At 41.9% G+C, this 26,136-nt stretch carries 30 protein-coding genes; 2 read left to right on the plus strand and 28 right to left on the minus strand.

The genetic code is table 11. From position 1 onward, the window contains the following. Positions 1-73: 73 nt before the first annotated feature. The 14 genes from yidD to EL081_RS07760 form a co-directional block, all read right to left on the minus strand. The gene (yidD, locus tag EL081_RS07695) at positions 74-328 is read right to left on the minus strand and encodes a membrane protein insertion efficiency factor YidD (protein WP_048688293.1); all 255 of its coding nucleotides are present in this window, start codon (positions 326-328) and stop codon (positions 74-76) included. Continuing rightward, positions 328-1,056 (minus strand): pseudouridine synthase, encoded by a 729-nt coding sequence (locus tag EL081_RS07700; RefSeq protein WP_023024093.1) that lies wholly within the window; start codon positions 1,054-1,056, stop codon positions 328-330. The genes yidD and EL081_RS07700 overlap by 1 nt, the downstream gene beginning before the upstream one ends. Beyond that, positions 1,046-1,615, minus strand: a complete 570-nt coding sequence (gene scpB / locus EL081_RS07705; RefSeq protein WP_023024095.1) for an SMC-Scp complex subunit ScpB — start codon at positions 1,613-1,615, stop codon at positions 1,046-1,048. The genes EL081_RS07700 and scpB overlap by 11 nt, the downstream gene beginning before the upstream one ends. Next, positions 1,608-2,318, minus strand: coding sequence for a segregation/condensation protein A (locus tag EL081_RS07710; protein ID WP_048715402.1), 711 nt, complete (start codon positions 2,316-2,318; stop codon positions 1,608-1,610). Before EL081_RS07710 ends, scpB begins: the two co-directional genes overlap by 8 nt. Beyond that, positions 2,318-3,049, minus strand: a complete 732-nt coding sequence (gene xerD, locus EL081_RS07715; protein WP_006595787.1) for a site-specific tyrosine recombinase XerD — start codon at positions 3,047-3,049, stop codon at positions 2,318-2,320. Before xerD ends, EL081_RS07710 begins: the two co-directional genes overlap by 1 nt. Beyond that, a complete protein-coding gene (cbpB, locus tag EL081_RS07720; RefSeq protein WP_126404694.1) occupies positions 3,046-3,507 on the minus strand; it encodes a cyclic-di-AMP-binding protein CbpB in 462 nt (153 codons plus the stop codon). The genes xerD and cbpB overlap by 4 nt, the downstream gene beginning before the upstream one ends. Further along, entirely contained in the window at positions 3,504-4,025 is a 522-nt protein-coding gene (locus EL081_RS07725; RefSeq protein WP_126404695.1) for a metallophosphoesterase, read from the minus strand. Before EL081_RS07725 ends, cbpB begins: the two co-directional genes overlap by 4 nt. Further along, positions 4,010-4,978 (minus strand): nucleoside-triphosphate diphosphatase, encoded by a 969-nt coding sequence (locus EL081_RS07730; protein ID WP_126404696.1) that lies wholly within the window; start codon positions 4,976-4,978, stop codon positions 4,010-4,012. Before EL081_RS07730 ends, EL081_RS07725 begins: the two co-directional genes overlap by 16 nt. After that, positions 4,975-5,769: a glutamate racemase gene (gene racE, locus EL081_RS07735; protein ID WP_006595783.1), complete on the minus strand. Its 795-nt coding sequence runs from the start codon at positions 5,767-5,769 to the stop codon at positions 4,975-4,977. Before racE ends, EL081_RS07730 begins: the two co-directional genes overlap by 4 nt. A 78-nt stretch (positions 5,770-5,847) precedes the next feature. Beyond that, the gene (locus EL081_RS07740; RefSeq protein ID WP_006595782.1) at positions 5,848-6,090 is read right to left on the minus strand and encodes a YneF family protein; all 243 of its coding nucleotides are present in this window, start codon (positions 6,088-6,090) and stop codon (positions 5,848-5,850) included. Between the two features lie 56 nt (positions 6,091-6,146). Next, positions 6,147-7,397, minus strand: coding sequence for a diaminopimelate decarboxylase (locus EL081_RS07745; protein WP_126404697.1), 1,251 nt, complete (start codon positions 7,395-7,397; stop codon positions 6,147-6,149). Positions 7,398-7,479: 82 nt separating this feature from the next. Next, the gene (locus EL081_RS07750) at positions 7,480-8,166 is read right to left on the minus strand and encodes a Bax inhibitor-1/YccA family protein (protein WP_126405068.1); all 687 of its coding nucleotides are present in this window, start codon (positions 8,164-8,166) and stop codon (positions 7,480-7,482) included. Between the two features lie 29 nt (positions 8,167-8,195). Continuing rightward, the gene (locus tag EL081_RS07755; RefSeq protein ID WP_048715413.1) at positions 8,196-8,684 is read right to left on the minus strand and encodes an HDIG domain-containing metalloprotein; all 489 of its coding nucleotides are present in this window, start codon (positions 8,682-8,684) and stop codon (positions 8,196-8,198) included. Positions 8,685-8,714: 30 nt separating this feature from the next. Continuing rightward, positions 8,715-9,461 (minus strand): TrmH family RNA methyltransferase, encoded by a 747-nt coding sequence (locus tag EL081_RS07760; RefSeq protein ID WP_126404698.1) that lies wholly within the window; start codon positions 9,459-9,461, stop codon positions 8,715-8,717. A gap of 73 nt (positions 9,462-9,534) precedes the next feature. Here EL081_RS07760 and EL081_RS07765 point away from each other — a divergent pair, with 73 nt between their 5' ends. Together EL081_RS07765 and yidC are read left to right on the plus strand one after the other, a co-directional pair. After that, the gene (locus EL081_RS07765; protein ID WP_126404699.1) at positions 9,535-9,813 is read left to right on the plus strand and encodes an acylphosphatase; all 279 of its coding nucleotides are present in this window, start codon (positions 9,535-9,537) and stop codon (positions 9,811-9,813) included. 78 nt (positions 9,814-9,891) lie between these two features. Then, on the plus strand, positions 9,892-10,830 hold the full coding sequence (gene yidC, locus EL081_RS07770) for a membrane protein insertase YidC (RefSeq protein WP_126404700.1): 939 nt from the start codon (positions 9,892-9,894) through the stop codon (positions 10,828-10,830). A 401-nt stretch (positions 10,831-11,231) separates the two neighbouring features. Here the strand turns inward: yidC and greA are convergent, their stop codons facing one another. The 14 genes from greA to EL081_RS07835 all read right to left on the minus strand — a co-directional run bounded on the left by greA (position 11,232) and on the right by EL081_RS07835 (position 26,089). After that, complete coding sequence (greA, locus tag EL081_RS07775) at positions 11,232-11,714, minus strand: transcription elongation factor GreA (RefSeq protein WP_006595775.1); 483 nt, start codon at positions 11,712-11,714, stop codon at positions 11,232-11,234. A gap of 61 nt (positions 11,715-11,775) precedes the next feature. After that, the gene (gene mltG / locus EL081_RS07780) at positions 11,776-13,374 is read right to left on the minus strand and encodes an endolytic transglycosylase MltG (RefSeq protein WP_126404701.1); all 1,599 of its coding nucleotides are present in this window, start codon (positions 13,372-13,374) and stop codon (positions 11,776-11,778) included. A 74-nt stretch (positions 13,375-13,448) separates the two neighbouring features. Then, on the minus strand, positions 13,449-13,949 hold the full coding sequence (locus tag EL081_RS07785; RefSeq protein ID WP_126404702.1) for a GNAT family N-acetyltransferase: 501 nt from the start codon (positions 13,947-13,949) through the stop codon (positions 13,449-13,451). A gap of 12 nt (positions 13,950-13,961) precedes the next feature. After that, positions 13,962-14,390, minus strand: a complete 429-nt coding sequence (locus EL081_RS07790; RefSeq protein WP_126404703.1) for a GNAT family N-acetyltransferase — start codon at positions 14,388-14,390, stop codon at positions 13,962-13,964. 9 nt (positions 14,391-14,399) lie between these two features. Beyond that, positions 14,400-15,734 carry a UDP-N-acetylmuramate--L-alanine ligase gene (gene murC, locus EL081_RS07795; protein ID WP_126404704.1) on the minus strand — a complete coding sequence of 445 codons (1,335 nt, stop codon included), beginning with the start codon at positions 15,732-15,734 and terminating at the stop codon, positions 14,400-14,402. A 14-nt stretch (positions 15,735-15,748) separates the two neighbouring features. Next, positions 15,749-16,420 (minus strand): cystathionine gamma-synthase, encoded by a 672-nt coding sequence (locus EL081_RS07800; RefSeq protein WP_126404705.1) that lies wholly within the window; start codon positions 16,418-16,420, stop codon positions 15,749-15,751. 57 nt (positions 16,421-16,477) lie between these two features. After that, complete coding sequence (locus EL081_RS07805; RefSeq protein WP_126404706.1) at positions 16,478-19,573, minus strand: DEAD/DEAH box helicase; 3,096 nt, start codon at positions 19,571-19,573, stop codon at positions 16,478-16,480. Positions 19,574-20,120: 547 nt separating this feature from the next. After that, positions 20,121-20,567 (minus strand): hypothetical protein, encoded by a 447-nt coding sequence (locus tag EL081_RS10075; RefSeq protein ID WP_164555421.1) that lies wholly within the window; start codon positions 20,565-20,567, stop codon positions 20,121-20,123. A 6-nt stretch (positions 20,568-20,573) separates the two neighbouring features. Then, a complete protein-coding gene (gene der / locus EL081_RS07810) occupies positions 20,574-21,884 on the minus strand; it encodes a ribosome biogenesis GTPase Der (protein WP_006595767.1) in 1,311 nt (436 codons plus the stop codon). A gap of 16 nt (positions 21,885-21,900) precedes the next feature. Further along, positions 21,901-22,617 (minus strand): NADPH-dependent oxidoreductase, encoded by a 717-nt coding sequence (locus EL081_RS07815; RefSeq protein ID WP_126404707.1) that lies wholly within the window; start codon positions 22,615-22,617, stop codon positions 21,901-21,903. Then, complete coding sequence (gene dnaI, locus EL081_RS07820; RefSeq protein ID WP_126404708.1) at positions 22,614-23,513, minus strand: primosomal protein DnaI; 900 nt, start codon at positions 23,511-23,513, stop codon at positions 22,614-22,616. The genes EL081_RS07815 and dnaI overlap by 4 nt, the downstream gene beginning before the upstream one ends. After that, positions 23,514-24,686 carry a DnaD domain protein gene (locus EL081_RS07825; protein WP_126404709.1) on the minus strand — a complete coding sequence of 391 codons (1,173 nt, stop codon included), beginning with the start codon at positions 24,684-24,686 and terminating at the stop codon, positions 23,514-23,516. Then, positions 24,687-25,160 (minus strand): transcriptional regulator NrdR, encoded by a 474-nt coding sequence (gene nrdR, locus EL081_RS07830; protein ID WP_006595763.1) that lies wholly within the window; start codon positions 25,158-25,160, stop codon positions 24,687-24,689. A gap of 113 nt (positions 25,161-25,273) precedes the next feature. Continuing rightward, the gene (locus tag EL081_RS07835; protein WP_126404710.1) at positions 25,274-26,089 is read right to left on the minus strand and encodes an endonuclease/exonuclease/phosphatase family protein; all 816 of its coding nucleotides are present in this window, start codon (positions 26,087-26,089) and stop codon (positions 25,274-25,276) included. Positions 26,090-26,136: the final 47 nt, after the last annotated feature.

The raw sequence follows: 26,136 nt of genomic DNA on the forward strand, positions 1-26,136 counted from the left end.
AAAAAGTTTTGGAGAATTTCCAAAACTTTTTTCTTTGCTCTGAGTGAGACTTCTTATGAAAGTTTGCTCTAACTTAATTTTCGCTTTTCTCTTCTTCTAGGTGGCTTCTCAGACTGAAATGATCTGGAACTGGATCTACTCCAGTCTTGCTCCAGGGATGGCAACGAAGAATCCGGGCAAGCCCCATCAGAATCCCTTTCAAACCATGCCGTTCAATAGCCTGAATCATATAGTTGGAACAGGTAGGACTATAGCGACAGGAGGGTGGAAAGAGGGGAGAAAGAAGGCGTTGATAGAGACGAACAAGACCAATCGCACATTTCTTCATTATTTTTTCGTCTTTGTCACTGCAAGGGTATGCAATTGGCTGATTTCTTTTTTATTGAGACGGCGGTATTCACCAGGACGAAGTCCAGAAACGTCTAGATTTCCAAATTGGGTCCGGGACAATTTATCCACCAAGAGGCCAACGGCTTCAAACATCTTTTTGACCTGGTGATTGCGTCCTTCATGGATGGTCAATTGGACAACTGAGCGATTCTTTTCTGGATCAACCTTTAGAATCTCATAGGTTGCTGGCTTGGTCTTTTTGCCATCAATGGTCACACCACGAGTCAAGGGACGCAAGTTTTCTTTGTTGGCCAATCCCTTCACGCGCGCAACATAAACCTTATCAATCTCATTACGCGGGTGGATCATTTCATCCGTAAAATCACCATCATTAGTCAAAATGAGGACCCCAGAGGTATCCCAGTCCAAACGACCAACAGGATAAATCCGTTCCTTGACTTGCGGTAACAAATCAATAACAGTTGGTCTCCCTTTATCGTCTGATACACTGGAGATGACCCCTCTTGGTTTATTTAAGAGGTAGTAAACCTTCTCCTCGTTGTATATTGGTTGACCTTCTACTTCTACCTTGTCTCCAGACTTGATCGTTGTCGCCAATTCACGGACCACTTGGCCATTTACAGTGACAAGGCCTTGCTTAATCAATTCCTCTGCTTTGCGGCGGCTTGCGACACCAGCATGAGCAATATATTTGTTAATTCTCATCAATTTCCTCAGTTCTTTCTGTAAATAATTGGCTTTCTTGACCGATTAACTCAGTCTCTTCAACAATTGGTAGCTCGTCTAGATGGTTTATCCCCATGTAATCCAAAAAGTAATCTGTCGTCACATAGAGATTAGGTCTCCCAATGACTTCTTTCTTCCCATCTTCTCGAATCAACTCAAAAGAAAGTAATTTTGAAATAGCTCCACTTGAGTTAACCCCTCGAATATCATCGACTTCAATCCGAGTAATCGGCTGTTTATAGGCAATGATAGAGAGAGTTTCCAAGGCAGCCCGAGAGAGACTTTGATTCATTGGTGACTTTGAATACTCACGTAACAGCTCTGCATATTGGGATTTAGTCACTAATTTATAGGTTGACGCTGTCTCTAATAAGGCCATACTAGAATCTTGATCCTGCTCATATTTCTGGGCCAATTTTTCTAAACTTTGAATCACCCCTGTGGGAGGAAGGGATAAGAGGTCGGCAATCTGCCTCACCGTCAAACCATCTTCTCCTGCAACAAACAAGAGGGCCTCCATCTCTGCAATTTTACTCATTCTTTAATCCTACTAAAATAATATCTCCAAATGGTTCTTCCTGAAGAGCCTCAACTTCTTGTACTTTAATTAATTCCAAAGTCGCCAAAAAGACTGTAATCAGTTCGTTGACATCCTTGGCTTCCTCAAAAATATCTTGTAGCAAGATTCTCTTACCAGGCTGACACAGGTGACGAACAACATTCATCAGGTCTTCAATTTTATACTCGTCTCGAACAATGGTCGTATGATTTTGTCGAAATTCTTCTTTCTTTTTCGTTAACAATTTTGAAAAGGCCAAGAAAAGATCAATCGTGGTCTTGTCATGGACCAATTCTGCATCATCATAGACTAATTCCGTTTTGGGTTTTGAAAAATATTGGGCTCTCTCCTCGTGTTGAAGGGCCATCTTTTCACCCAATAGTTTAAACTTCCGGTACTCTTCGATTTGAGACAGGAGGTCTTGCTCTAAATCTTCTTCATCCGTTGCTTGCTCCGCAATTTTTGGAAGGAGACGCCGACTCTTAATCAAGGTCAACTGACTGGCCATCAGCATGTATTCACCAGCAACCTCTAGCCTCATGGCTTGGAGGGTCGTCAGATAGGCCAAGTACTGCTCGATCACCTCAATTAGAGGAACCTCATAAATATCCATCTGATATTTTGAAACGAGGTGTAAGAGAAGATCCAAGGGACCTTCAAAATCCTTTATTTTAATATCCATTACTTATACTTTTCTAGGGTTACTAGGGTTTTTAAACCGAGCTCTCGGGCGATGCTAAACAAATCCATCCCCTGTTCTCTTTGTTTTAAAATGTATTGTTCCCGTAAGGATTGCGCCGAAAGATTTTCAAAACCTTTTTCCAATAGGAAGGACTCTAATTGACGGAAGCCCCACTGACGTGAATAGGCCTTGCCCTTGTTATCAAATAAATAAGTCCCTGTCATCAAATCTGTCAACTCTCCCAGAAGTGCATCCGGGATACGCAAAACCCGTTTCTGTCCTTCTTTTCCTACTCGTAAAACCTGAAAATCCAGTTCAATATCAACGATTTTCAACTGAAGAATTTCACTAGGCAACAAGCCCATCTCAACAATCAAGAGGGCAATCAAGCGCCCTTGGGATAAGTCTGATCCTTCCCACAAGAGGGATAAGTCCAATAGTTCTTGATCGTGGCTTTTCGGCACAGAGACTTTTGGAAGGACCAAACGATGGTAATCCTCAATAACCTGGTGCTGATAAAGATAAAACAGAAATTGGTTGACGGCTGATAGCTTCCGTTTTTGAACAGCTGGTTTAAAATCCTTAATCGAAGCTTGATAAATTCGAAGATTGGTATCTGAGACATGGTTATGAACAGTATCCACGAACTGATCCAAATCATAAGAATAGGCCGTCTGTGAATTTTCACTTAAGTCTTTTTCTTTGATAAAACTAGCTATGTATTCTTTCATTTTTTCCTCATCTCATATTCAATTGAGAAATTGTGCATGAGGGAGTTGATGGCTTTTAAAATGGATTTTCGAGTGATGATCCCTTCAAAGACTCCATCCTCTGAAACAACTGGTAGAAAGGATTCCTCTACCAACTTATGCAAGACTTCTGTCAAATTATACTCTTTTCCTAAGTACTCTCCATCCTTCTTCGTCATATGAACGATATCCATGGATGAAAAGACTTCATCAGAATAATCATGTTTCATTTTGTAAGAAAGAATGTCTGTTAAAGAGATCGTCCCTACGTACTTCATCTGATCGGTCACAACAGGAACACGAGTGTAGCTAATTTGACTCAGCACCAAGATGGCATGATCCACATTGTGGGTATCAATTAAAACAGCCAAATTCCGCGCTGGTGTCAAAAAAGTCTTTTCTTCTTGAAGAATAAATTCTTCAAATTCCTTGGCGATCATCGATCAAACTCCTTTGTAAGAGGTTCATAGACCTCATGCTTCCGATTTAAAAATTCAACTCGATAGGAATCTGCACCAATTTCTACTTTAGCATAAAGGCACTCTTGAATGGGCCCCCTCGGTAAACTGATTGACCCTGGGTTTAGAAAAAGGGTACGCCCTTCTTTCCAAGCATCCGGAATATGCAGATGGCCATAGAGGCAGATATCTGCATCTTCTTCTTGGGCCCACAAATCTAACTTTTGAAAACTAAAATTAATCTGGAAAAGATGACCATGGGTTTGAATAATTCGGGTAGGACCCAATTGCGTCACCAACCGTTCTGGGTACTCCCCATAAAAGTCCATGTTCCCTTTAACAACATGAATGCCTTCCCATACAGGGTCGGTACTTTCTAACTCAGAATCCCCGTTGTGAAAAATGGCATCGACCTTACCTTTATAGTGGTTTTTGATCTCTTCTACGATCTGACGATCTCCATGAGAATCGCTCATGACGATGATTACTTGTTCTGCCATGTTGGGAATACCTCCACTAATTTCTTCACGGCTAAGGCACGATGCGATTGTTGATTTTTTTCCTCTAGAGTTAGTTGAGCAGATGTCTTACCTGTTTCTCCTACTAAAAAGAGGGGATCATACCCAAACCCGTTTTCACCTTTTGGTTCAAAATTGATATAGCCTGGCCAATCCGCCTCGACAACAAGGCTTTCCTTACCAGGACTGGCAACCACTAAGGTTGTGTGGAATTTTGCTGACCGATCCTTCAATTCAAAGACCATCGCCAACTCATGTAAGAGCTTGGCATTGTTCTCTAGATCGGTCGCTCCCACACCTGCAAAGCGAGCAGACCAGACACCTGGTAAGCCCCCAAGAATATCGACCATAAGTCCTGAATCATCCGCCAAGACCATTTCCCCTGTTAGCTGTGAAATTGTCTCAGCTTTTAAGCGAGCATTTTCTTCAAATGTCATTCCTGTTTCAGCGACTTCTGGAAGATCTGGATAGTCATTGAGATTCTCGACTTCAAAGCCCATTTGCTCAAAAATCTGACGAAACTCTTTGGTTTTTCCTTCATTCCGAGTTGCGATAAGCAAGCGATCCTTGAGGCCTTCCTGACCCAAAAAATCTGCAAGTGGAAGACCATTCTTAGGCAGATAAACAGAGAGCAGTTGCTCTCCTTCTACAATGAGAAGAGCTCCTTGACGTTGCACGATTTCAATTTTCCGACCTACTGTTTCCTCTACGATTTGAAAGAGGAAGGTCAAAAACTGTAAGCTAGAGGCGTAACGAACAACCGTTACATTTAGGGGGAAGCCCAAGTCTGTGTCTCCAACTAGTGATTCTACTAAGTCAACAAGCTCAGAAGCTTCTGAAGAGACTTCACTATATTCGTTATAGTCACTCCGATCTCCCCATTCAGCTAGAAACCAATTTAAGGCATCTTTGTATTCATATATCTTTTGGTTCATAATTCTACATGCTCCACATGAACGACTTGATGCAACCAAGTCTTAGCAATCGCTGCAAAACTGGCTGCATTGGCCGTTGTATAAAACTGATGATGGCAATCCTCCAGTTGGCGACTGCGATTAATCTCAAAATAGTTGAGCAAGACTGAGATGTCCCGGACACACTCAGCACCGCTATCAATTAATTGAACCTCTGGCCCCATGACATTTTGAATAATAGGGCGAAGGAGAGGATAATGGGTGCATCCCAAAACCAGCGTATCCACTTTCCCAGCCAAAGGTTTCAATGTTTCATAGACGACTTTTTTTGTAACACTGGACTGCAACTCATTGGATTCTACCAGAGGGACAAACTTCGGACAAGCTAAACTCTCTACTGCCATTTCTGGTGACAGGCTTTGAATTTTTTTCCGATAAATATCTGAGGCAACCGTCATTGGAGTCCCAATCACCCCAATTCGTTTGCTTTTTGTCGCCTTGATCGCTGCGGAAGCTCCTGGCAAAATCACTCCTAAAACAGGGATGTCCAAGGCTTCTTTCACCTCTTCCCATACAACGGCTGTCGCCGTATTACAGGCCAAAACAATCATCTTCACATTTTTCGTTAGGAGAAAACGAACCATCTCCCAAGTATAGTCACGAATTTGATCTGCTGGTCTCGGACCATAAGGTGCTCTGGCAGAATCACCAATATAGACCACCTCTTCATGGGGAAGTTGCCGCATCAATTCGCGTACAACGGTCAACCCTCCGACACCCGAATCCAAAAAACCAATTGGTCGATTGTCCATCTGCCTTCCTTTCAAAACAAGGGACCAAGAAAAATCTTAAAGTCCCCTACTTATTTTATTGTGTCATCTGTTTTGCTTTTATTTCTTCTTCGTATTCAAAGATGCTTTTTGTTGATTCAGAATTTGACGGTAAACTTGTTGTACCTTCGCTTCACTTGGACGTTGACCACTAGCTCCCAATAATGTACGAACCGCTTCAACATTCAAACGTGGGTTTGATGCAAATTCTTTTTCAAACTGCTTGCGAAGTAGGTACATACCTGCCAACATTCCACCAAAGAAAGCAAGGATAATCAATAAAATTGTCAAAAATGTAGACATAAGTGTTTTTCTCCTAAATTCAATATTTACACATTTTCTATTATACCAAAAAGGCCCTATTTTTCAAAGTCAAAGCCATACAATGTTGCAAAGTAATCCTCTGGTTTTTCGGCCCGTCGGATGAGACGAGTTTGGCCCGATTCTTCTAATAAAATCTCGGCAGAGCGAAGCTTGGCATTGTACTGATAACCCATAGAATAACCATGCGCTCCTGTATCATGGATGACCAAAAGATCTCCAATCTCAGAGACAGGAAATTCCCGATTCTTGGCAAACTTGTCATTGTTTTCACACAAACTACCAACGATATCTACTACTTCGGTCTCTCCATCTAGACGATCCAGATTGGTGATATGGTGGTAGGCACCGTACATAGCGGGACGGAGGAGATTGACAGCCGAAGCATCTACTCCTAGATAGGTTCGATAAGTCTGTTTCTTATGGGTGACATGGGTGACCAATAGGCCATGGGATGCCAGCATAAAGCGGCCCAATTCCGTATAGATTTTCACTTGATCTAAGCCGGCCGGAACTAAAATGTCCTCGTAAGCCCGACGAACACCCTCCCCAATCACAGCAATATCATTTGGTTGGTCTTCTGGTTTGTAGTTCACTCCAACCCCACCGGAGAGGTTGACAAAGTCCAAAGTCACCCCTGTCTTTTCAACCACTTCTACTGCCAACTGGAATAATTGCTTAGCCAATTCTGGATAGTAATCATTGGAGACGGTATTCGAAGCTAAGAGGGCATGGATCCCAAATCGTTTGACTCCTAAATCTTTCAACTCCGTAAATGCTTGGATCAATTGCTCCTTGGTCATGCCAAACTTAGCCTCTTCAGGATGGTCCATGATATCCGTTCCCAGTTCAAACACCCCTCCTGGATTATAGCGGCAAGAGATGACCTCCGGTAGTGTCGCAACAGATTGTAGGAAGGCTACATCTTCGTAGGCATCCAAGTTGATAGTCGCTCCTAGCTGACGGGCAAAGACCATCTCTTCAGCCGGTGTATTGTTGGAAGAAAACATGATTTCTTTGCCTGTAAACCCTAATTTTTGTGCCATCAGCAACTCCACATAGCTAGCACAGTCCACGCCACAGCCTTCTTCTTTGAGGATTTTTAGGATGGCTGGATTAGGGGTCGCTTTGATAGCGAAATACTCCTTAAAGCCTGGATTCCAAGAAAAGGCTTGATGGAGGGCACGAGCTGTCTGCCGGATCCCAGCTTCATCATATAGGTGAAAGGGAGTTGGATAGGTTTCCGTAATTTGTTTTAATCTTTCTCTACTAATAAATGGACGTTTCATGTGAAGATTCTCTTTTCTATCAATTTTCTTTAGTATATCACAAGTTTTCCAACAAAAAAAGCCGGTTTCCCGGCTCTTTCGATTAATCGTTGCGTCCAAAAATACGCAAGATATTGATGAACAAGTTGATGAAATCAAGATAGAGTTCCAAAGCCAAAACAACAACCCAACCATTGGTTGGCTGACCATTGGATTGTTCATAGACATAACGAATCTTTTGGTTATCCCAAGCAGTCAAACCTGCAAAGATGATAACACAAAGAATGCTAAGGACATAATCCATACCAGAGCTTTGTAAGAAGATGTTCGCAATCGAAGCAATGATAATACCAATCAAGGCCCCCATAAATGCTCGTCCCATTCCAGACAAGTCTTTTTTGGTCACACGACCAATGGCAGACATGATGAAGAACATCAAGGCACTAACGACGAAGGCTTTATAAACTGTCGCTTGAGCATAGCGTGCAATGATGAAACTCAAGGTAAAGCCATTCAGAGCTGAATAAGTTAAAAAGAGAGGCAAGGCCATGGGATTGTTTTTCACAGATTGTCTCGAAGCGACCAGGACCAAAATCAATTCAACAGCAATGGCAATATAGTAGACCCATGGAGCCTGAGTTAGAATATATATGAAGGTTTCTTGGAAAAGGGTCATCATCAATGCTGAGACGACAGCAGAAACTCCAACTCCAACTCCAACTAGAGAATAAATTTTGCTATAAAAGCTATTAAGACCACTTTGTTCGTGGATAACGGTTTGTTGATTCATCATCAATCATTCCTTTCAAACTTAAATTATTATGATTTTAACATTTTTCGATGGAAAAGTCTCCTCTTTGACCACTTTTTTCTCATTGGTTCTGAGGCTTCTTTGATCGCCCAGTATTTATCGACCATGGTCACGAGGAAAGATTCTTTGTAGCGAGGTGGAGCAAGCGTCAAGCCCCACATATGTTTGAGGATGATGTCCTCTTCTTTTTTATTGAGGCTTGTTATCTTTTTGGCATTTCGGACAGCTATCCGAGGATGTACCCAGGCATGGCTCTTGTTAAATTTGACCTGCCGCCAGTCGTAGTAAAAAAGATCGTGCAAGAGAGCTCCCCTTGCTGTACTTTTGGTATCCCAGCCCATCTTCTTAGAAATGCGGTAGCTGGTGTAGCTAACGTGAATGGAATGCTCTAAACGGTTGGAATGAATATGGTGGGGAATTTCCTTTAATTTTTGAAGTTTGGGATGCTGGATCAAATGTCCGACTTCAGCCATATATTCTTTGTCTTGTCGATACATGCGTCTCACCTCCTCTATCTGACTAACGCACTATTCTTCAATCATAGAAAAGATCAAAATCCCTGCAGCAACAGCGACATTCAGACTCTCTGCCTGACCTGGCATGGTGATATGAACCAGCTGATCTGCCTTCTCAGCCATCTGGTCACTAATACCTTGTCCTTCATTCCCCATGACCAGTACAAAAGCAGGGACTTTCTCCACTTGCTTATAGTCAATAGAATCCTGAGACAAGGTGGTCGCATAGATGGGGAGCTGACTTTCTTCAATGGCTGTTAAGAGTTGCTCTTTAGGCAAACGGATAACAGGAAGATGAAAATGACTCCCTTGCATAGAGCGCAAAGTTTTCATATTATACAAATCTGCTGATTGATCAGTTAGAAGCACCCCGTCAAAGCCTGCTGCGTCAGCAGTCCGAATCATGGTTCCGACATTTCCTGGATCTTGAACATCCTCTAACAATAAATACCGTCCTTGAGCCAGCTGAAGATGCTGGATTGGCTGTATCTTAATTTCTGCCACAATTCCTTGAGGGCTTTTGGAATCAGCAATTTCTGCTAAAACCTCAGGAGTTACGATGGTCACCTTCGTATCTTTCTTGACCTTATCTACAAACTCTTCCAGAACAAAGACTTGTTCAATCGGAGCCTGATGATTGATAGCTTCTTCATAAAGATGCCAGCCTTCGATCAGGTAGGAGTCGATTCGGTATTTTTTTTGATGAAGTTTTTTAACTTTTTTGATCCCATTATTGGACTTAGAGGTTATAATATTCATAAGACTATTATACCACATTCACAGGAGGAGCTTCTCCGTCCTGAGTAGGAATTCAAGCACAAGGAGAACAAGCATGCAAAAAGTTGAAATGACGGCCCAAGGTCGGGTTCAAGGTGTTGGCTTCCGTTGGGGAGTTTATAGCTTAGCATTAGAAATTGGAGGTATTACAGGTCGGGTCTGGAACAATGATGACGGAACGGTCACTATCCTTGCCGCCTGCGCAGACAATGCCCGCATGGCTAAATTTATCCAAGAAATACGAAAAGGTCCTACTCCTTTTTCAAAGGTTTCTTATCTAGACGTCCATCTGGCAAACTTCGAACCCTACAAAGATTTTAAAATTTCAAATTAAGTCTAGAGAACTATTGTTAATTTGATAAAAAAACAGTAGAATAGAAAGGTATTATTTAAAATTAAAGGATTATAACTCGTGAAAAAATATAAACGTTATCTACTTGCTGTTCTCAGCTTGTCAGCCCTCCTCCTCTTAACAGGATGTGTCAGCATCGACAAGACAACCAAACAACCAACCGGTTTCGTCTGGAATCTCCTTGGAAAACCGATGGGGGAAGCCATCAATTTCTTTGCGACAGATCTTGGCCTCGGCTTTGGTCTAGGGATTATCCTCGTAACAGTGATTGTTCGTGTCATCATCTTCCCACTAGGTATTTATCAATCATGGAAGGCAACCTACCAGTCTGAGAAGATGAACTACCTCAAACCAATCTTTGCGCCGATCCAAGAACGCATCAAAAATGCGGAGACTCAAGAAGAGAAATTATTGGCCAACTCTGAATTGATGGATGCTCAAAAAGCAAATGGTGTCAGCCCATTCGGCGGCATTGGCTGTTTGCCTTTGTTGATTCAAATGCCTTTCTTCTCTGCCCTTTTTTATGCAGCTCAATACACTCCTGGTATTAGCAAGGACTCTTTCCTTGGCATTGGTCTCGGTTCAAAAAGTCTTGCTTTAACCTTAGTTGTTGCTGTTCTTTACTACATTCAAAGTATGCTCGCTCTCCATGGTATCGAAGATGAAAACCAAAGAGAAACTATGAAGAAAACAGCTCTCGTAAGTCCAATTATGATTGCCGTCTTCTCTTTGATTTCACCAGCTGGTGTCACTCTCTACTGGGTAGTCGGTGGTTTCGTACAGATTATCCAACAATTTGTCATCAACTACCTCATCCGTCCAAAATTGCGGAAACAAGTTGCTGAGGAATATAAAAACAACCCTCCAAAAGCTCCAGCATCCAATGGACGTCGCGTTAAAAAAGATATCACACCTACTAATCCAACCAATGCGAATCGTTCCCTTCCAACTAACGGAAACAAAAAACGAAACGCTGGAAAACAACGCAATCGTAACTAATACTAGTAAAAAGGCCGAGATATCATCTCGGCCTTTTCCATTACTACAAAAAAAGAGAGTGGTTCATTCTCATATAATAATAGATACAAACTATTGTTTTACATAAAACAGTTAGATGATTATCAAAAAATGACTTTTATTTTTTAGTTATTTAAGAAGATGAAAAACTTTCCGCTGTGAGAAAAGTGCCTGAAACTATTTTGTTTCAGGCACTTGGGAGTTTTGAGAGTAAAACAGTTTGGGGAACTGTTTTAGCCTGAGCCTGGAAATTAAAGAGCGAAGGTCTCAAAACTAAGTCATGGAACTTCTTCGAAGTTCGCTGACGTCCGTACTCACCTAAGGAAAGTTTTTCAGAAGACTTCATCTTCAAAAAAAAAATGAGAGTGACTCACTCTCATTTTTTATTCTGTTTTTTCCACATTCAAGATTTTCACTTGGTAGCTTCCTGCTGGAGTTTCAATCGTCACAGTGTCCCCTGTTTTCTTACCAATTAAGGCATGACCGATTGGACTTTCATTTGAGATTTTACCAGCAAAAGCATCCGCTCCAGCTGAACCAACAATAATGTAAACATCCTCTTCGTCTTCGCCAATTTCTTGAACAGTAACGGTTTTTCCAATCGCTACTTCATCAACAGCGACAGCATCGCTGTCGACAATTTCAGCATAACGAATCTTTGTTTCTAGGCTTGAGATTTGTCCTTCAACAAAAGCCTGTTCGTCTTTAGCTGCTTCGTATTCACTGTTTTCTGAAAGGTCTCCGTAAGAACGAGCAATTTTAATCCGCTCTACAACTTCTGGACGACGAACTAATTTCAACTCTTCTAATTCAAGTTCTAATTTTTGCTTTTCAGCTAGGGTCATTGGATAGGTTTTTTCTGCCATATTTCTTTCTCTTTTCTATATATTTTTTCGAACTAAAAAGGTGTGGCATGCCACATCCTCCTTAGTTTGAGCTGCTTTCTGTTAATTTGCTATTCACGTGTTCTTCCACGTTTTTAGTGTGTTCCTCATAAGTTTTTGCAAAATAGACTTCCCCAGTCTCTACATTTGCTACAAAGTAGAGGTAGTCTGTCTTGCTTGGGTTAACGGCTGCTTCAATTGCAGATACCCCTGGACTATCTACTGGACCAGGCATCAAACCAGTATTCTTGTAGATATTATAAGGTGAATCGATATTGGTGTCAATCGTTGCGTCTTCTTTTAGTGTCGTCTTCTTGCCTAATTGGCCTTGTGCGTACAAGATGGCAATATTACTTTGAAGAGGCATATCTTGATTCAAACGGTTATAAAAGACGCTTGCAATATCCTTGCGATCTTTATCAGTAGCACCTTCTTTTTCAATCAAAGAAGCCAGTGTCAATGCCTCATTGACATCAATATTTTTAGCTTCCATGGTGTCATAGTAGGCTGAAAGATTTTGGTCCATTGCAGCTAACATCTGGTCTACAAGATCTTCCATTTTACTATCTTTTCCATAGCCATAAGTAGCTGGGAAGAGATATCCCTCCAAGCGGTAGCGTACGCCACTTTCTTTGGACGGCAAGGTTGCTAATAACTTAGGATACTTGGCTACCATCTTTTCAATAAAGGCATCATCTTGGATGATTTTTAGGAATTCTTCTTGCGTATACGGAGTCTTGGCACCAGATTTGGAGCTTGCATCTACAGAAACCACTTCCGCGATTTGATCAATCGTGTAGCCCTCAGGAATGGTAATTTTTCCTAAGACTGGTGGTTCCGGAGTTTTTGTTCCTTGCTCTTGCAATTTTTGAATAATGGTATCGAGATCCATACTCTTTTGAAGATTGAAATAACCGGATTGGAAGTTCCCATAATTCTTGAACTTGGTGTAATAGTTGAAGAACTGGCCATTCTTAATCAAGCCTTTTTTCTCCAAAATAGTCCCAATTTCACGATTGCTAGAACCAGCAGGAATTTCAACGGTTACAAACTCTGTAGCCTTGGCATCCATAGCGTTTAAGTTAGATTGAACATAGGTCACTGCAAAAATTCCAGTTGCAACCATTAAGACAAAAAGAATTCCTAGAACTGTCAAGACGATCCGCTTCGCAATGGTATTCTGTTTTTTCTTTTTCTGAACGCGTTGGTCACGATCCTTGCGCGAAACACTAGATACCGGTGTTTCTTTTCTCGAAACAGCCACAGGCTGACTTGAGCTTTCTGCTTCTCGAGTTGGCTCTTCGATTGGTAGAGGTGTTTCTTCTTGGTTTTCTTCGGCTACTTCCTGAATTGCAGGGACCTCTGTAACCTCTGGTACTTCTACTCTTTCTACTTTCTCTGGAATCTCTACTATTTCCTGAACCTCGGGCTCTTCTGATACATGCTCAGGAAGCGGTCCTTCCGTCTCGCCTTCTTTGATTTCTGGATTAGTGATTTCTTGAACAGGTGAGTCATTTTCTTTTTCAACCTGTACAATCTGTTTATTGGCTTCTTCAAGATCACGGAGAATCCGCTCTTTGAAACTTAATAATTTTTCATTCTCTTGTTGGTTTTCAGTCAAATACTTGACCCCCCTTGTCATAATCCTTAATATTATATCTTAAAAGGGATAGAAAAGCAATAGGAACGAGACTTGAGGGGCTTAAATCCTATTGATCACTTACTTGATGGGACCTCCCATACCAAATCGTACCAGACCTCCCCAGCATAGTTAGAGGCCGAGCGTCCTTCGTTTACAAAGCCGTTCCTTTCATAATACTCAATCAAGTAATCATGACAAGTCAGGCTGATCCCTGCCCGTCCTTCTTCTAAGGCAAGATTCTTCATGGCTTCAAGTAGGGCTTTCCCAACTCCTAAGCCTTGGGCAGACTGAGAAATCGAAAGACTCGTAAGGGTAATAAAACCACCTGGTAGATGAGACTCATCCTTTACTTCTGTTGTAAAAGAGCGGTCATCGACATATCGCTTTTGAGTGACGGGTCCTTCTAGATAGCCTAGGATCTGGCCATCTTTTTCAGCGACCAAAAAGCTAGTAGAAAAAACGTCAATATGTTTTGCAAGCACCGTCTTATCTATTGCCTCTTCTGGACTAAAATTTTCCAGTTCTATGGCAAAAATGGCTTCTAAATCCTCAATCGTTGCGCGACGAATGTTCATTTTTCTTCCTTTCTATAGGGATAGGTGCCACATTAGGTGATAGCCCTCCACTCCTTCTTCCTTATCCCCTATCTCTAGTTGAAAATCATTCATTTCAAAATACGGAATCAACTCTTCCTGGCAGGTCACATGAATCCCTAACAAGGATTCTTGAGCTACAAGAGACTTGAGTGCGGCGAGTAGCAAGATACCAAAGCCTTGTTTTCTAAAGTCTGGAAGAATTTCCAACCACAATAATTTTAAAGAGGGATTCTCGAACTGCTCCTCCAACTGAATCAGGCAACTTCCAATCACTCGCCCTTCAAATTCCAAGACCAGGGTCCTGAACCCTTTCAGTTCTTGCAGCTTCTCTCTTTGAAAAGAAAAATTTTGGGACGTGATCTGTTCGATCTCATCCCAATCATTTTCTTTAGCAAACCGAATCCTAACGCTTGGTTGCATGGTATCTCCTTATTGAACGTTATTGGTCAAGTTCCCAAGTAAACGTTCAAATGAATATTCATAGGTCTGGATATCTCCTGCTCCCATGAAGACATAAACGGCATTGTCATGATCCAAAAGTGGAGAAACGTTTTCAGCTGTAATCACACCTGATTTCTTAATAATTTTCGCTTCTAGATCTTCAACTTTGACATCCCCATGATCCACTTCACGAGCTGATCCATAAATTTGTGCCAAGTACACCGCATCTGCCTGATTCAAAGCATCCGCAAACTCATCCAAGAGGGCAATCGTCCGAGTAAAGGTATGAGGTTGGAAGACCGCTACAATTTCCTTACTTGGGTATTTTTGACGGGCTGCATCCAAAGTGGCAATAATTTCAGTTGGATGGTGGGCAAAGTCATCAATGATGACGGTATCGTTGACAATCTTTTCTGTAAAGCGACGTTTGACCCCACTAAATGTTTTTAAGTGTTCCCGAACCAAATCAAGATCGAATCCAGCGATATAAAGCAACCCAACGACCGCTGTTGCATTCATGATATTGTGACGTCCAAAGGATGGGATTTGGAATTGACCCAAATCTTCTCCACGGAAGTGAACACTAAAGGTTGATCCCGTAGTAGACCGCAAGAGATCACTAGCTACAAAATCATTGCCTTCTTCTTCAAATCCATAGTAGTAAATCGGAGCCTTAGCTGTAATCCGACGAAGCTCAGGATCTTCACCATAGATGAACAAGGCTTTGGAGATTTGTTTGGCATAATCATTGAAGGCATTGAAAACATCTTCTAGGCCAGTAAAGTAATCAGGATGGTCAAAGTCAATATTGGTGATGATTGAATACTCTGGGTGGTAAGGCATGAAGTGACGTTCGTACTCGTCTGATTCAAAGACAAAGTACTTAGCACCTTTCGAACCACGACCAGTTCCATCCCCAATCAAATAGCTAGTATCTGTGATATTAGACAGAACGTGAGACAAAATCCCTGTAGTAGAGGTTTTCCCGTGAGCTCCTGCTACTCCCATGCTGACAAAATCACGCATAAATTCACCCAAGAATTCATGGTAGCGTTGATAGGTATAGCCTTGAGCATCTGCATAAGCAATTTCTACGTTGTTCTCAGGTTTAAAGGCATTTCCAGCGATCAAGATTTGATCTCCCGTAAGATTTTCTTCGCTGAATGGTAGGATGGTAATCCCTGCTTGCTCCAGACCTCTTTGAGTAAAGTAATATTTCTCTACATCAGATCCTTGTACAGTGTGTCCCATCTGATGGAGCATGAGAGCCAAGGCACTCATACCAGCTCCTTTTATTCCGATAAAATGAAATGTTTTTGACATAGTTTCTCCTCCCGCTAGTCCAGATTGGTCACATTGAGTTCTTGTTTAATGGGTCTCGTTGAAATGTTCTGTTGATCCTTGTTATAGATTTGACTCTTTTTCAAGAAATCATAATTGTTCTTTTTGGGTTTTACTTCTTGATGGGATTCTTGAACTGGACGTTCCTCTGCCCCTTCTAAAAGGATCAATTGCTCTTGTTTCAGTCGCTCACCATATTTAATCAATTCACCGGGATTTTCTTTTTGAAAAGGAGCTGTCGGCTTCACTTTTGGCATGAAAGAAGGGGTGAATTTTTTACGATTGGGCTTAGATGCAATATCCGCCGTCAAATACGGAGCCGTCCGCTTCTTTTTCAAATCGGCACGCGCTGCTTCACGAGCTTCTTCTGCGTAGCGATTTGCTGGGCTCTTTTTATCAACAGGCTCCTTGAAATCAGGAGTCATTGGTTGCCTTCTTGACTTAGTAGGCACTTCAAATGGTTTTTGAAGGGATTTTTGTAGATTTTTTTGATAAGGTTGCTCTGCTACCTTTCCAGTAGCAATTGGCTCCCATTCTAAATAGTTTTTATCTGTATACTCCCCAAGAATATTACTAATGAAGTCCCCATCATCATATAAATTCATATGGGGCATTTGAGTTAGCATCAATTCATCATCTGCTACTTGAGGAAACTGCTTATCCGTCATCCTATTTCTTCCTTTCGACACTTCATTAATTATAAACTATTCATTTAATTTTTCAAGTTATTCTACCGAAATACCCAAAATTTCCCGAATTTCTTCAATAGAAAGGCTGGAGCGCGTTTCGGTGCCATCTAATATGGTAGAAACTAAATGACGTTTGCTAGTCTGGAGCTCTTGAATTTTTTCTTCGATGGTCCCTCGAGTAATCATCCGGTAGACCTCAACATTCTTATCTTGTCCCATTCGATGGGCACGGCCAATGGCTTGATCTTCTACCGCAGGGTTCCACCATAGGTCAACCAAAATAACCGTGTCAGCACCTGTCAAATTCAAGCCAACTCCACCTGCCTTCAAGGAAATGAGAAAGGCATCCCCTTGACCGGAGTTAAAGGCGTTGGTCATATCTTGTCGCTCATTAGCTGGCGTAGATCCTGTGATTTTAAACGAAGTCATCTTCAGAGCATCCAACTCTTTTTCAATGATATCCAACATGCCCCTAAATTGTGAGAAGATCAACACTCGTTGGTTTCCATCTTTGATCTGCTCTAGCAATTCTCGAAGGCTATCCAGCTTCCCACTTTCTCCAGTATAGTCCTCTAAAAAGAGGGATGGAGTATCACAAATCTGACGAAGACGCATCAAACCAGATAAGATTTCCATCTTACTGCGATTGAGTTCCTCTTCAGAAGAGCTTAGAATGCGGTCTTGCATTTGCTTCAACTGGGCTAAATAGATCGTTTTTTGATCGTCAGCCAATTCATTCTTATAGGTCATCTCAATCAAATCCGGAAGCTCCTGCAAGACTTCACTTTTTTTCCGTCTCATGATAAAGGGCTTGACGTATTGAGAAATAGTCTCTGGACTCAATTGTTTAAATTCTTTTTTACCCGGAAACAAACCAGGAAGCACAATTTGGAAAATCGACCAGAGTTCCTCTACATGGTTTTCTATTGGCGTTCCTGACAAAGCAAAGGTATGAGGAACATCGAATTTCCGTAAATATTGGGCAATCTTGGTTTGGGAATTTTTCATGACCTGGGCTTCATCCAAGATGAGGTATTGGTACTGATTTTTTTCGTATTGCTCTACGTCCTGGCGGAAGGAAGCGTAACTGGTAATCGCTACCTGAGGGTTGCTTGCAATCACCTCGTCGCGACTTGCTTTGAGGCCATAGATAACCTCCACTTCCATTTGTGGAGCAAACTTTTCGAACTCCTCTTTCCAATTATAGATTAGACTAGATGGAGCTAAGATCAAAATCTTAGAATCCGCCGTCGCAACACTCGAGAGAAAGGCAATGGTCTGGAGGGTCTTTCCAAGTCCCATATCATCTGCCAAAATCCCCCCAAAGCCATAGTGATTGAGCATGGATAGCCAGCGGACTCCGACTTCCTGATAATCTCGAAGTTTAGCTGTCACTTGCAACTCACCCAAAGGAAATTGCTCTGGATGAATCAAGTCATGAGCCAAGTGACGAAACTCTTCAGAAAATTGGACATTGTCAGCTGACTCAAATAACTGGGAGAGCTGGAAGGCTGCAATGCGATTGGTTTGTAACTGACCTGTTTTTGTCTTCTTTGCACGAAGATTCAATAAAGTCTGACTGATCCGCTTGGTTTCTTCATCAAAGATTAGAACCTTTCCTGATTGACTGATATAATAGTCATTCTTCTCAACCAAGGCACTCATCACTTGCTCAACCTCAGAGGGATCAATGGAGTCAAATTCAAAACCAATCTCAAGGAGACGACCACTGGTTTGAATGGCAATCTTTGGCTTTTCAACCTGATACAGGTCTAACAACTTGTCCGAAACTTCGACCTCTCCCAGTTCTTCAAACAAAGGAAGGGTCTGATGAAAGAAGGGATAGATCTGCTTGGGAAGGAGAGGAGCTCGTTTGGTTTGAAATTGATTGGTAAAGCCAGCTGTCAAGATGGTTTCAAAAACCAAACGTTCCTTATCAAAATTACTGGAATAAGGCAGATCCTTAAGTTCTTTCTCAGAGCGAACGATGCGGTCCTCGTAGACAAAAACTAGATCCAGCAACACTTCTCCTTGCTCCGATAAATCAAAAGCAAAGTGAGGTTGAAAATCGTGAATATAGAAATTACTTGGTGCTTTCACCTCACCAATTTTCCTAAATTGCTCTAAGCTATAGGTTAATTTGGTCTGATCAGACAAATCAAATTGAACATGTCTTTTCTGATCACTGGAGAGGGGTAAACTCTGCACAGCCTCAATCAAAATCTTTTGAAGCGGTGATATTTGATAAAAATGGCCATTTGCCAAAAGAAAGCGACCTTCCACCATTTTATAGGAAGCCACTTGAACCTGTAGTTCGATAAACTCCTTCATTTCCACTACTTGGAAAGAAAACAAGCCTGAATCTTCCTGGAGTTCTTGAAAGAATACTTCCTGATAGGTAGCCAGTCCGACTTCAAGGGTAAAGGACGGTAGGTCCATCAATAATTGCACAGCTTCTTCAAAGAAACTCATTGGAAAGTAAAGATGACGACCCCCATTTGGAAAGAAGAGGGCATCATGCACCGTATCTCCCGATAACAAGCCTTCTAAGAATCGAATTAAGGCACGACTTTCAGGGTCAAATGCTGCGTAGGAAATCGGCTCGTAATAACTTTTTCCAATCGCAAAATGGGACTGTTTTCTGATGGCTTGCAAAAAAGCTACAACATCCCGCACCACATAAGATCTCTCATCCGGTCTGCGATAGATACGAAGGGTCCACAAAAACTGACCGGAATAGTCGTCTACATGACCGGTTGCTGAGAGACCAAAACGGACTTCTTTGCTTTCAATTTTTGGTAGGACTTGATCTAAAAACAAACTTCCAAAAGATACTTTTTCCTTTGTTTCTTGACTTTCTGTTGCATCTTGCTCCAAACCAAGCAAGAGTTCCTTCCCTTCTTCATCATTTTTTAAAAAGGCTTCTCCTGCGGCTAAATGCACACAGAATTTTTTCTTCTGGAAAAACTCACAACTACAAAAAATTGCTTGATCATCTAGACTATACCGGAGGGACTCATTGTCAATTCTGAAATAGAGGTACTGATTCTTCATTTCCTGTAGGGATACTTTCCCGTTTTCATAGAGAAGGATTCCTTCTGAACGGATTTTCCCAGGAATTAATTTTGCCATATTTACCACCTTATGTTTATCCCTTTATTATATCATATCCCCTCTAAAATAGAAAAAAAGACAAGGAATTGCAAAAGATTCAATGCCTGATTTTACTATCACCTACTCTACTTTTCTTTTTGAATGTAGACAAACTATTGTTTTACATAAAACAGCTAGATGATTTTCAAAAAAATGACTTTTTTTTTAGTCATTTGAGAAGATGAAAAACTTTCCGCCGTGAGAAAAGTGCTAGAAACACTGTTGTTTCTAGCACTCGGTAGTTTTGAGACCTTAGGCTCAAAACTAAGTTATGGAACTTCATAGAAGTTCGCTGACGTCCGTACTCACCTAAGGAAAGTTTTTCAGAAGACTTTATCTTCAATCAGAAAGAGGCTGGGACAAAAGTCCAGCCTCTCAATTGTCTTTGGATTGTCGAGTATGGCGCAGTGGTTGAGTGGGCTCTACTACGCTGATTTCATCAGCTTTTACAGCCCTACTCAACTGTGCGGAGGTGGGACGACGAAATCGAATTCTAACGAATTACCGATTTCTGTTCCACTCTCTTTTATTTTATTCTCTTATAACCCTCTTTTTTGAAATTTTTGATATGTTCTGAATAGTTGGCCAGTTCTCCAAACGTTTTTTTCTCATCGTTGGCTTTATTTAAGGCTTCAACATCTAAGTCTTGGTAGACGATCTTGGTATGAATCATCAGTCCACCCTCTTTCGTCCGACTCACATCTGTTGTATAGCCCGAAATTCCTTTTTTAGGTTCAACAATTTCTTTTTTAATATAATCGAACTCAGAGTCATCTTCAATATTTACATTAAAATTATCAGCCCAAAACTCTTCAGAGATCATTTGGTTGGATCTATGTCGAATCGTCACTCGAAGAAGAATGTCTTTATCTTTTTTCTCATAGGTTTCTTCTCTTTCAACACTGCAAGCTGTCAGTCCCAGAAATACTATGAATGTGACTATAAGCAGGAGTCCTTGTTTCAAAGTTTTCATAAACACCTACTTCCGTTTCCGAGCAATCAAATGAATCGGGGTCCCTTCAAAGACAAAGGCTTTCCGAATTTGATTTTCCAAGAAACGAAGATAAGAGAAGTGCATAAGCTCCTCTTCATTGACAAAGACCACAAAGGTTGGTGGCTTGGTAGCGACTTGAGTCGCATAGAAGATTTTCAGACGTTTTCCTTTATCTGTCGGTGTCGGATTAATGGCAATGGCATCCATGATGACATCGTTCAAGACAGCTGAAGGAATGCGTGTATTTTGGCTCTCACTGATTTGCTTGATCATGTCTGGTAGCTTGTGCAAGCGTTGTTTGGTCAAAGCAGAGACAAAGATGATAGGTGCATAAGAAAGGTATTGGAACTGATCTCGAATATCATCTTCCCATTGCTTCATGGTGTGGTTATCCTTTTCAAGGGTATCCCACTTATTGACCACGATAATCATCCCTTTTCCAGCTTCATGGGCAAATCCAGCAATCCGCTTATCGTACTCGCGAATTCCTTCTTCTGCGTTCAAGACCATCAAGACCACATCCGAGCGATCAATAGCCCGCATAGCCCTCATGACAGAATATTTCTCTGTATTTTCATAAACCTTACCAGATTTTCGCATTCCGGCTGTATCAATCATGGTGTATTCTTGGCCTTCCGCATCGGTAAAATGGGTGTCAATCGCATCTCGCGTCGTTCCAGCCACAGGACTGGCAATGACGCGGTCTTCCCCAAGGATAGCATTGATCAGACTAGATTTTCCGACATTTGGACGACCAATCAAGCTGAACTTGATGACATCTGGATTTTCTGGCTCTCGATCCGTCGGAAGGTTTTCAACGATGGCATCCAAGACATCCCCTGTACCAATCCCGTGTACAGATGACACTGGCAAGGGTTCTCCTAAGCCAAGAGCGTAGAAATCATAGATGTCAGTTCGCATCTCTGGATTATCCACTTTATTGACTGCTAAAATGACTGGTTTGTGGGTTTTGTAGAGCATCCGAGCGACATACTCATCTGCATCTGTAATCCCTTCTTTTCCAGATACGACAAAGACAATGACGTCTGCTTCATCCATGGCAATCTCAGCTTGGTGCTTGATTTGCTCCATGAAAGGTGCGTCCACGTCATCAATCCCGCCAGTATCAATAATACTAAATTGGTGGTTGAGCCACTCTGCCGTTGCATAAATACGGTCCCGAGTAACCCCTTCGACATCCTCGACAATGGAAATCCGCTCACCGGCAATCCGGTTAAAGAGCGTTGATTTCCCGACGTTGGGACGTCCTACAATGGCAACAGTAGGTAAAGCCATGGTGTCCTCTTTTCTCTTATTTTTCTAGTTGGTGTTTCTTTAATAATTCTGCCGTAGCAGCTGGTTCTTCCTGTCCAAATTGGGCAGCCAATCGTTGGCTCCAAGTATCCGTTGCCCGTGCTCCAGCATAGGCAGTCTGTACTCGATCAAAGGCTTCAATCACTTCAGGAATTTGCTCCTGGTAACTTTCTTCGAAAACAACAGCTTCTAACGGAAGGCGAGGCTTCACAGGATGGTTCTGATTTGGCACTCCTAAAGCCATCCCAAAGACAGGATAGGTGTAGTCTGGTAAGTTAAATAGTTTAGCCACTTCAGCCGCTTCATACCGAACCAAGCCAATAATGACGCCTCCATAGCCTAGACTTTCAGCAGCCAGCAAGGTATTCTGACCTGCCAAGGCCGCATCTACAGAAGTAATTAATAAATTATCTGGTCCTTCTGGATGGAATTGATCCGTATGCATCCGAACCCCTTTTTCAGCTCGGTTGAGATCTCCTACAAACAGTAAGAAAACAGAGCATTGACGAATAGCTTCCTGAGGGACGAATTGATAGAGCGCCTCTTTCTTTTCCTGGCTTCTCACTAAGATAATGGAGTAAGACTGGAAGTTTTTCCAAGAGGAAGCCATTTGTCCAGCTGTTAGGATTGCTCGGAGGTCTTCTTCTTTGATGTCCTCCTCCTTAAAACGACGGACAGAAGAATGAGATTTCATCAAATCAATAACAGGATTCATCGGCGATTTTCTCCTTCTAGGCGGACTTCTTTAGCCAGGAACTTGATTCGCTCCATAACACGCTTGGCTTGCCAAGTCTCATCTCCATTCCGAGATGTAGCAAAATGACGTTCCAAATCTTCAAAGTTGAAATTAGAGGTAAAGAAGGTTGGAAGAATCTCCTGCATCCGGTGTTGCAAAATCACTTGCAAGACTTCATCCCGAACCCAAGGCGACATTTGCTCTGCTCCAATATCATCTAGAATCAAAATTTCAGCCTTCTTGACTTGATCCAGCATCTCTTTGACTTGGCCTGTGTTGATGGCATTTTTGACATCAATGACAAAACTTGGAAAATGCAGAATCGTTGAAGAAGCCTGCCGTTTTTCGGACAAGTCATGAGCAAAGGCTGCCATCATATAGCTTTTCCCTACTCCAAAATCTCCGTATAGAAAGATTCCTTTACGGGCTTGAGGATAGGAAGCAACAAAATTGGCTAACTCTTCAAAGGCTCCAAAACGTCCACGATCATCCAAGTCGACTTTGGCTAAGGAAGCTTCCTTCAAAGTGCTTGGTAAGTTGATTAGTTGCAAGCGTCTGTTGATAGCAGCTTGTTTTTGTGCCTCAATCAACTCAGGTGTCTCCTCGTAGGAAACATCCGCATAGCCCTCATTCATGACCAATACAGGCTTATACCCTCTTGCAATATAATCCTCATCCCCGAGGACAAAGCGATTCCGTTCACTGATGTATTGGTTAAACTTGGAAATACTACGACGGATTTCAGCATCCGACAAGGCTTCCTTTTGAATAAAGGTTGCAATCTCAGGTTCGGCGAGAATTTGAGCTACCAATTCTTCATAATTGAACTGCTGTGATCGATTCATCTGGGACATGGTTTTCCCTACGCTCTCCATTTACTCCCCTCCTTGATTTAATTTCTCGAGCAAGGCCCGTTTTTGTTGTTCCAGATCAGCCTGTTCTTCCTGGCTGGTCTGATTGGTATAGTTAGGCTGACTCCACTTAGGAACATTGGTTTTTCCAGTCGCTTGTCCACTCTTAGTTGCTTTCTCTTTTGCTTTTTGTGTATGGGAGTCTTGGCGCTGGCGGATCTTCAGGACAGCCTCTTCAGCCGTTTTAATCCCCTCATACGCAAAATCATTCCCAACTTTTAAGGCATATTTTTCATTGAGATTAGCAGAAGCAACCTTATTGAAGGTCAACAACAAGATCACGTTTATGACTTCATCTAATAGGCCTAACTGGGCCAAATCAGAAATCGCTTGACGCTCAGATTGGGTCACGACAGCCTTACGTGCTTTTTTAATTCCTGCTAAAAATTGACGACTGGTCTTATTTTTTGCTTCCCGGATAATGGCTCTTTCCTGCGGAGTAAACTCATCCTTGCCGTTTTCCTGTGGTTGTTGGGTTAGTTTCTGTCTCATCCGCTTGGTCGAAATGAGCCTATTAGCCGCTGTCTCCTTAGCCAAGAGATAGGTCTCATACCAAGTCCAATTCTTCTCTTCAGTGATGGCATAGAGAACTAAGAGGTCCTCTTGTTCGTTCTCAAAACGAAGGCCATCCCGCGCCATTAATTGTTTAAAGTGCTCCAAACTGAAGGAAGATGTTTTTCTCTGAGGGGTCGAAACTCCATCAATACCAAAGACAGAGGCAAAGTTCACCTTCCGTTTTTCGCCCTCTGGTTTTTCAGGAAGCAAGTCACGAACTGCTGCTTCTCCTATTTTTTTCTCCAGCAATTTCTGATAAGCAACATTGGCAAAAAATTGATCTGCTTCTAGCGGAGGCACAAATCGGAACTGAAGTCCTTCTTCTGTTTCATAAACCTCTAATAAATTCATGGCAATCAAGCGGTCTAAACTTTCGAGAAAATGAGCGAAACCTAGATCCAGATGATTTAAAACAACAGCAATCAGCCGTTTTTCTTTCCCCTGATCATAGAGACTCAGCAGAAAAGTATATAATTGACTTGCTTGAACACCTAATATTGGTCCATACAGATGCGTAAAGGAGGCTCCTGTAGGCGCCAAATAATTATTCTTCAAGAAAGAAAATGAAGTATTGGGCTTCATCTATTTTTCCTTTTTCTTCTTCGTTCCTTTGGTAATCTGTTTTAAGAGACTTTCCAATTCACCAACATCCTTGAAACTACGATAGACACTCGCAAAGCGGACATAGGTAATTTCGTCCAACTCTGCTAACTCGTCCATGACCAGTGATCCAATATAGTCACTCTGAATCTCATTTTCACTCTGGCTTCGAATCTTTTGTTCGATGCGACCCACAATTTCCTCAATTTCGTCACTTGAAACAGGACGTTTCTGAGCAGATCGAATAATCCCATTAAATATTTTATCTCTAGAAAACTGTTCCCGGGTGCCATCTTTTTTCACCACAACAAGAGTCCGCTCTTCTACTCGTTCATAAGTGGTGAAGCGATGATGACATTCATCACATTCTCTTCTTCTACGAATCGTTTTCCCATCTTCTGCCTGGCGACTATCTACAACACTAGACTTGTTTCCGCCACATTTTGGACACCGCATGGACACCCTCCTTATCGTTTCTTAATACTTTATTCTATCATATTTAGGGCTAAAGTGAAAGCAAGCGAAACAAAGAAAATCCCTAGCCTCCTAAAGGCATAGGGATTTGAATCTTATGGTAAATACAAGTCAGCTGACAAACCATAATGGTCGCTGATGAGAGGTTGGTTGGAACCATCAAACACAACTTCTAGTCGTTCGATAACCCATTCTTTTGAAGTGAAAACATAATCAATCCGCAAAGGTACCTGATTATCATCCCATCCATCAATTCCAGGACCTACTGTGTAAGTCCCCTTGGTCTGACGGGCTTCAATAAAGCTATCTTGAAGAGCTAGCGGACTCGCTAAAATGGCCTCATACCCCTCTTGACCAGCTGGATTATTAAAATCTCCTGCTAAGATCAAGGGTTTCTGCAATTGGCTAAAACGCTCTTCTAAACGCGCCCACTCTTGCTGGAAGCCTTTGTCCCACCAAGAGAGGTGGACACTGGCAACAGCAATGTCTTTCCCATCAACTTGGGTTTCTGCAATGGCAATCCGTCGTGTATGATAATCTGTTGGATCATTCACATCTGAAACCAAGAGTTCGCTTGCCTGGATTGGGGTACGCGATAGAATCGCCACACCTTCATGATAACGGTCATAGCCGATATGGTTATAAGCCCAGGTCCAGTGGTAGCTCAATCCTTCTTCTTCTAATTTTTCAACTAAACAACGAACATAGTGATCCTGATGGATCGGCTCCGCAGAAGGAGTTGGATGGTACAAGTCATTAACAGGAACAACTGGACTTTCGATGGTCTGATTTATTTCTTGGAAACAAATCACATCGTATTGCTTTTCAAGAATGTCTTTTAATAAGTCCTCAAATTTTTGTTGGGGATTTTCTTCCATCCAACTATGAGTGTTTAAAGTTAAAAATTTCATGATCCTACTCTCCTAATAGAGAATTCCCTGTATCCAATAGATACAAG

This window comes from Streptococcus viridans (genome assembly GCF_900636365.1).
GTDB lineage: Bacteria > Bacillota > Bacilli > Lactobacillales > Streptococcaceae > Streptococcus > Streptococcus viridans_A.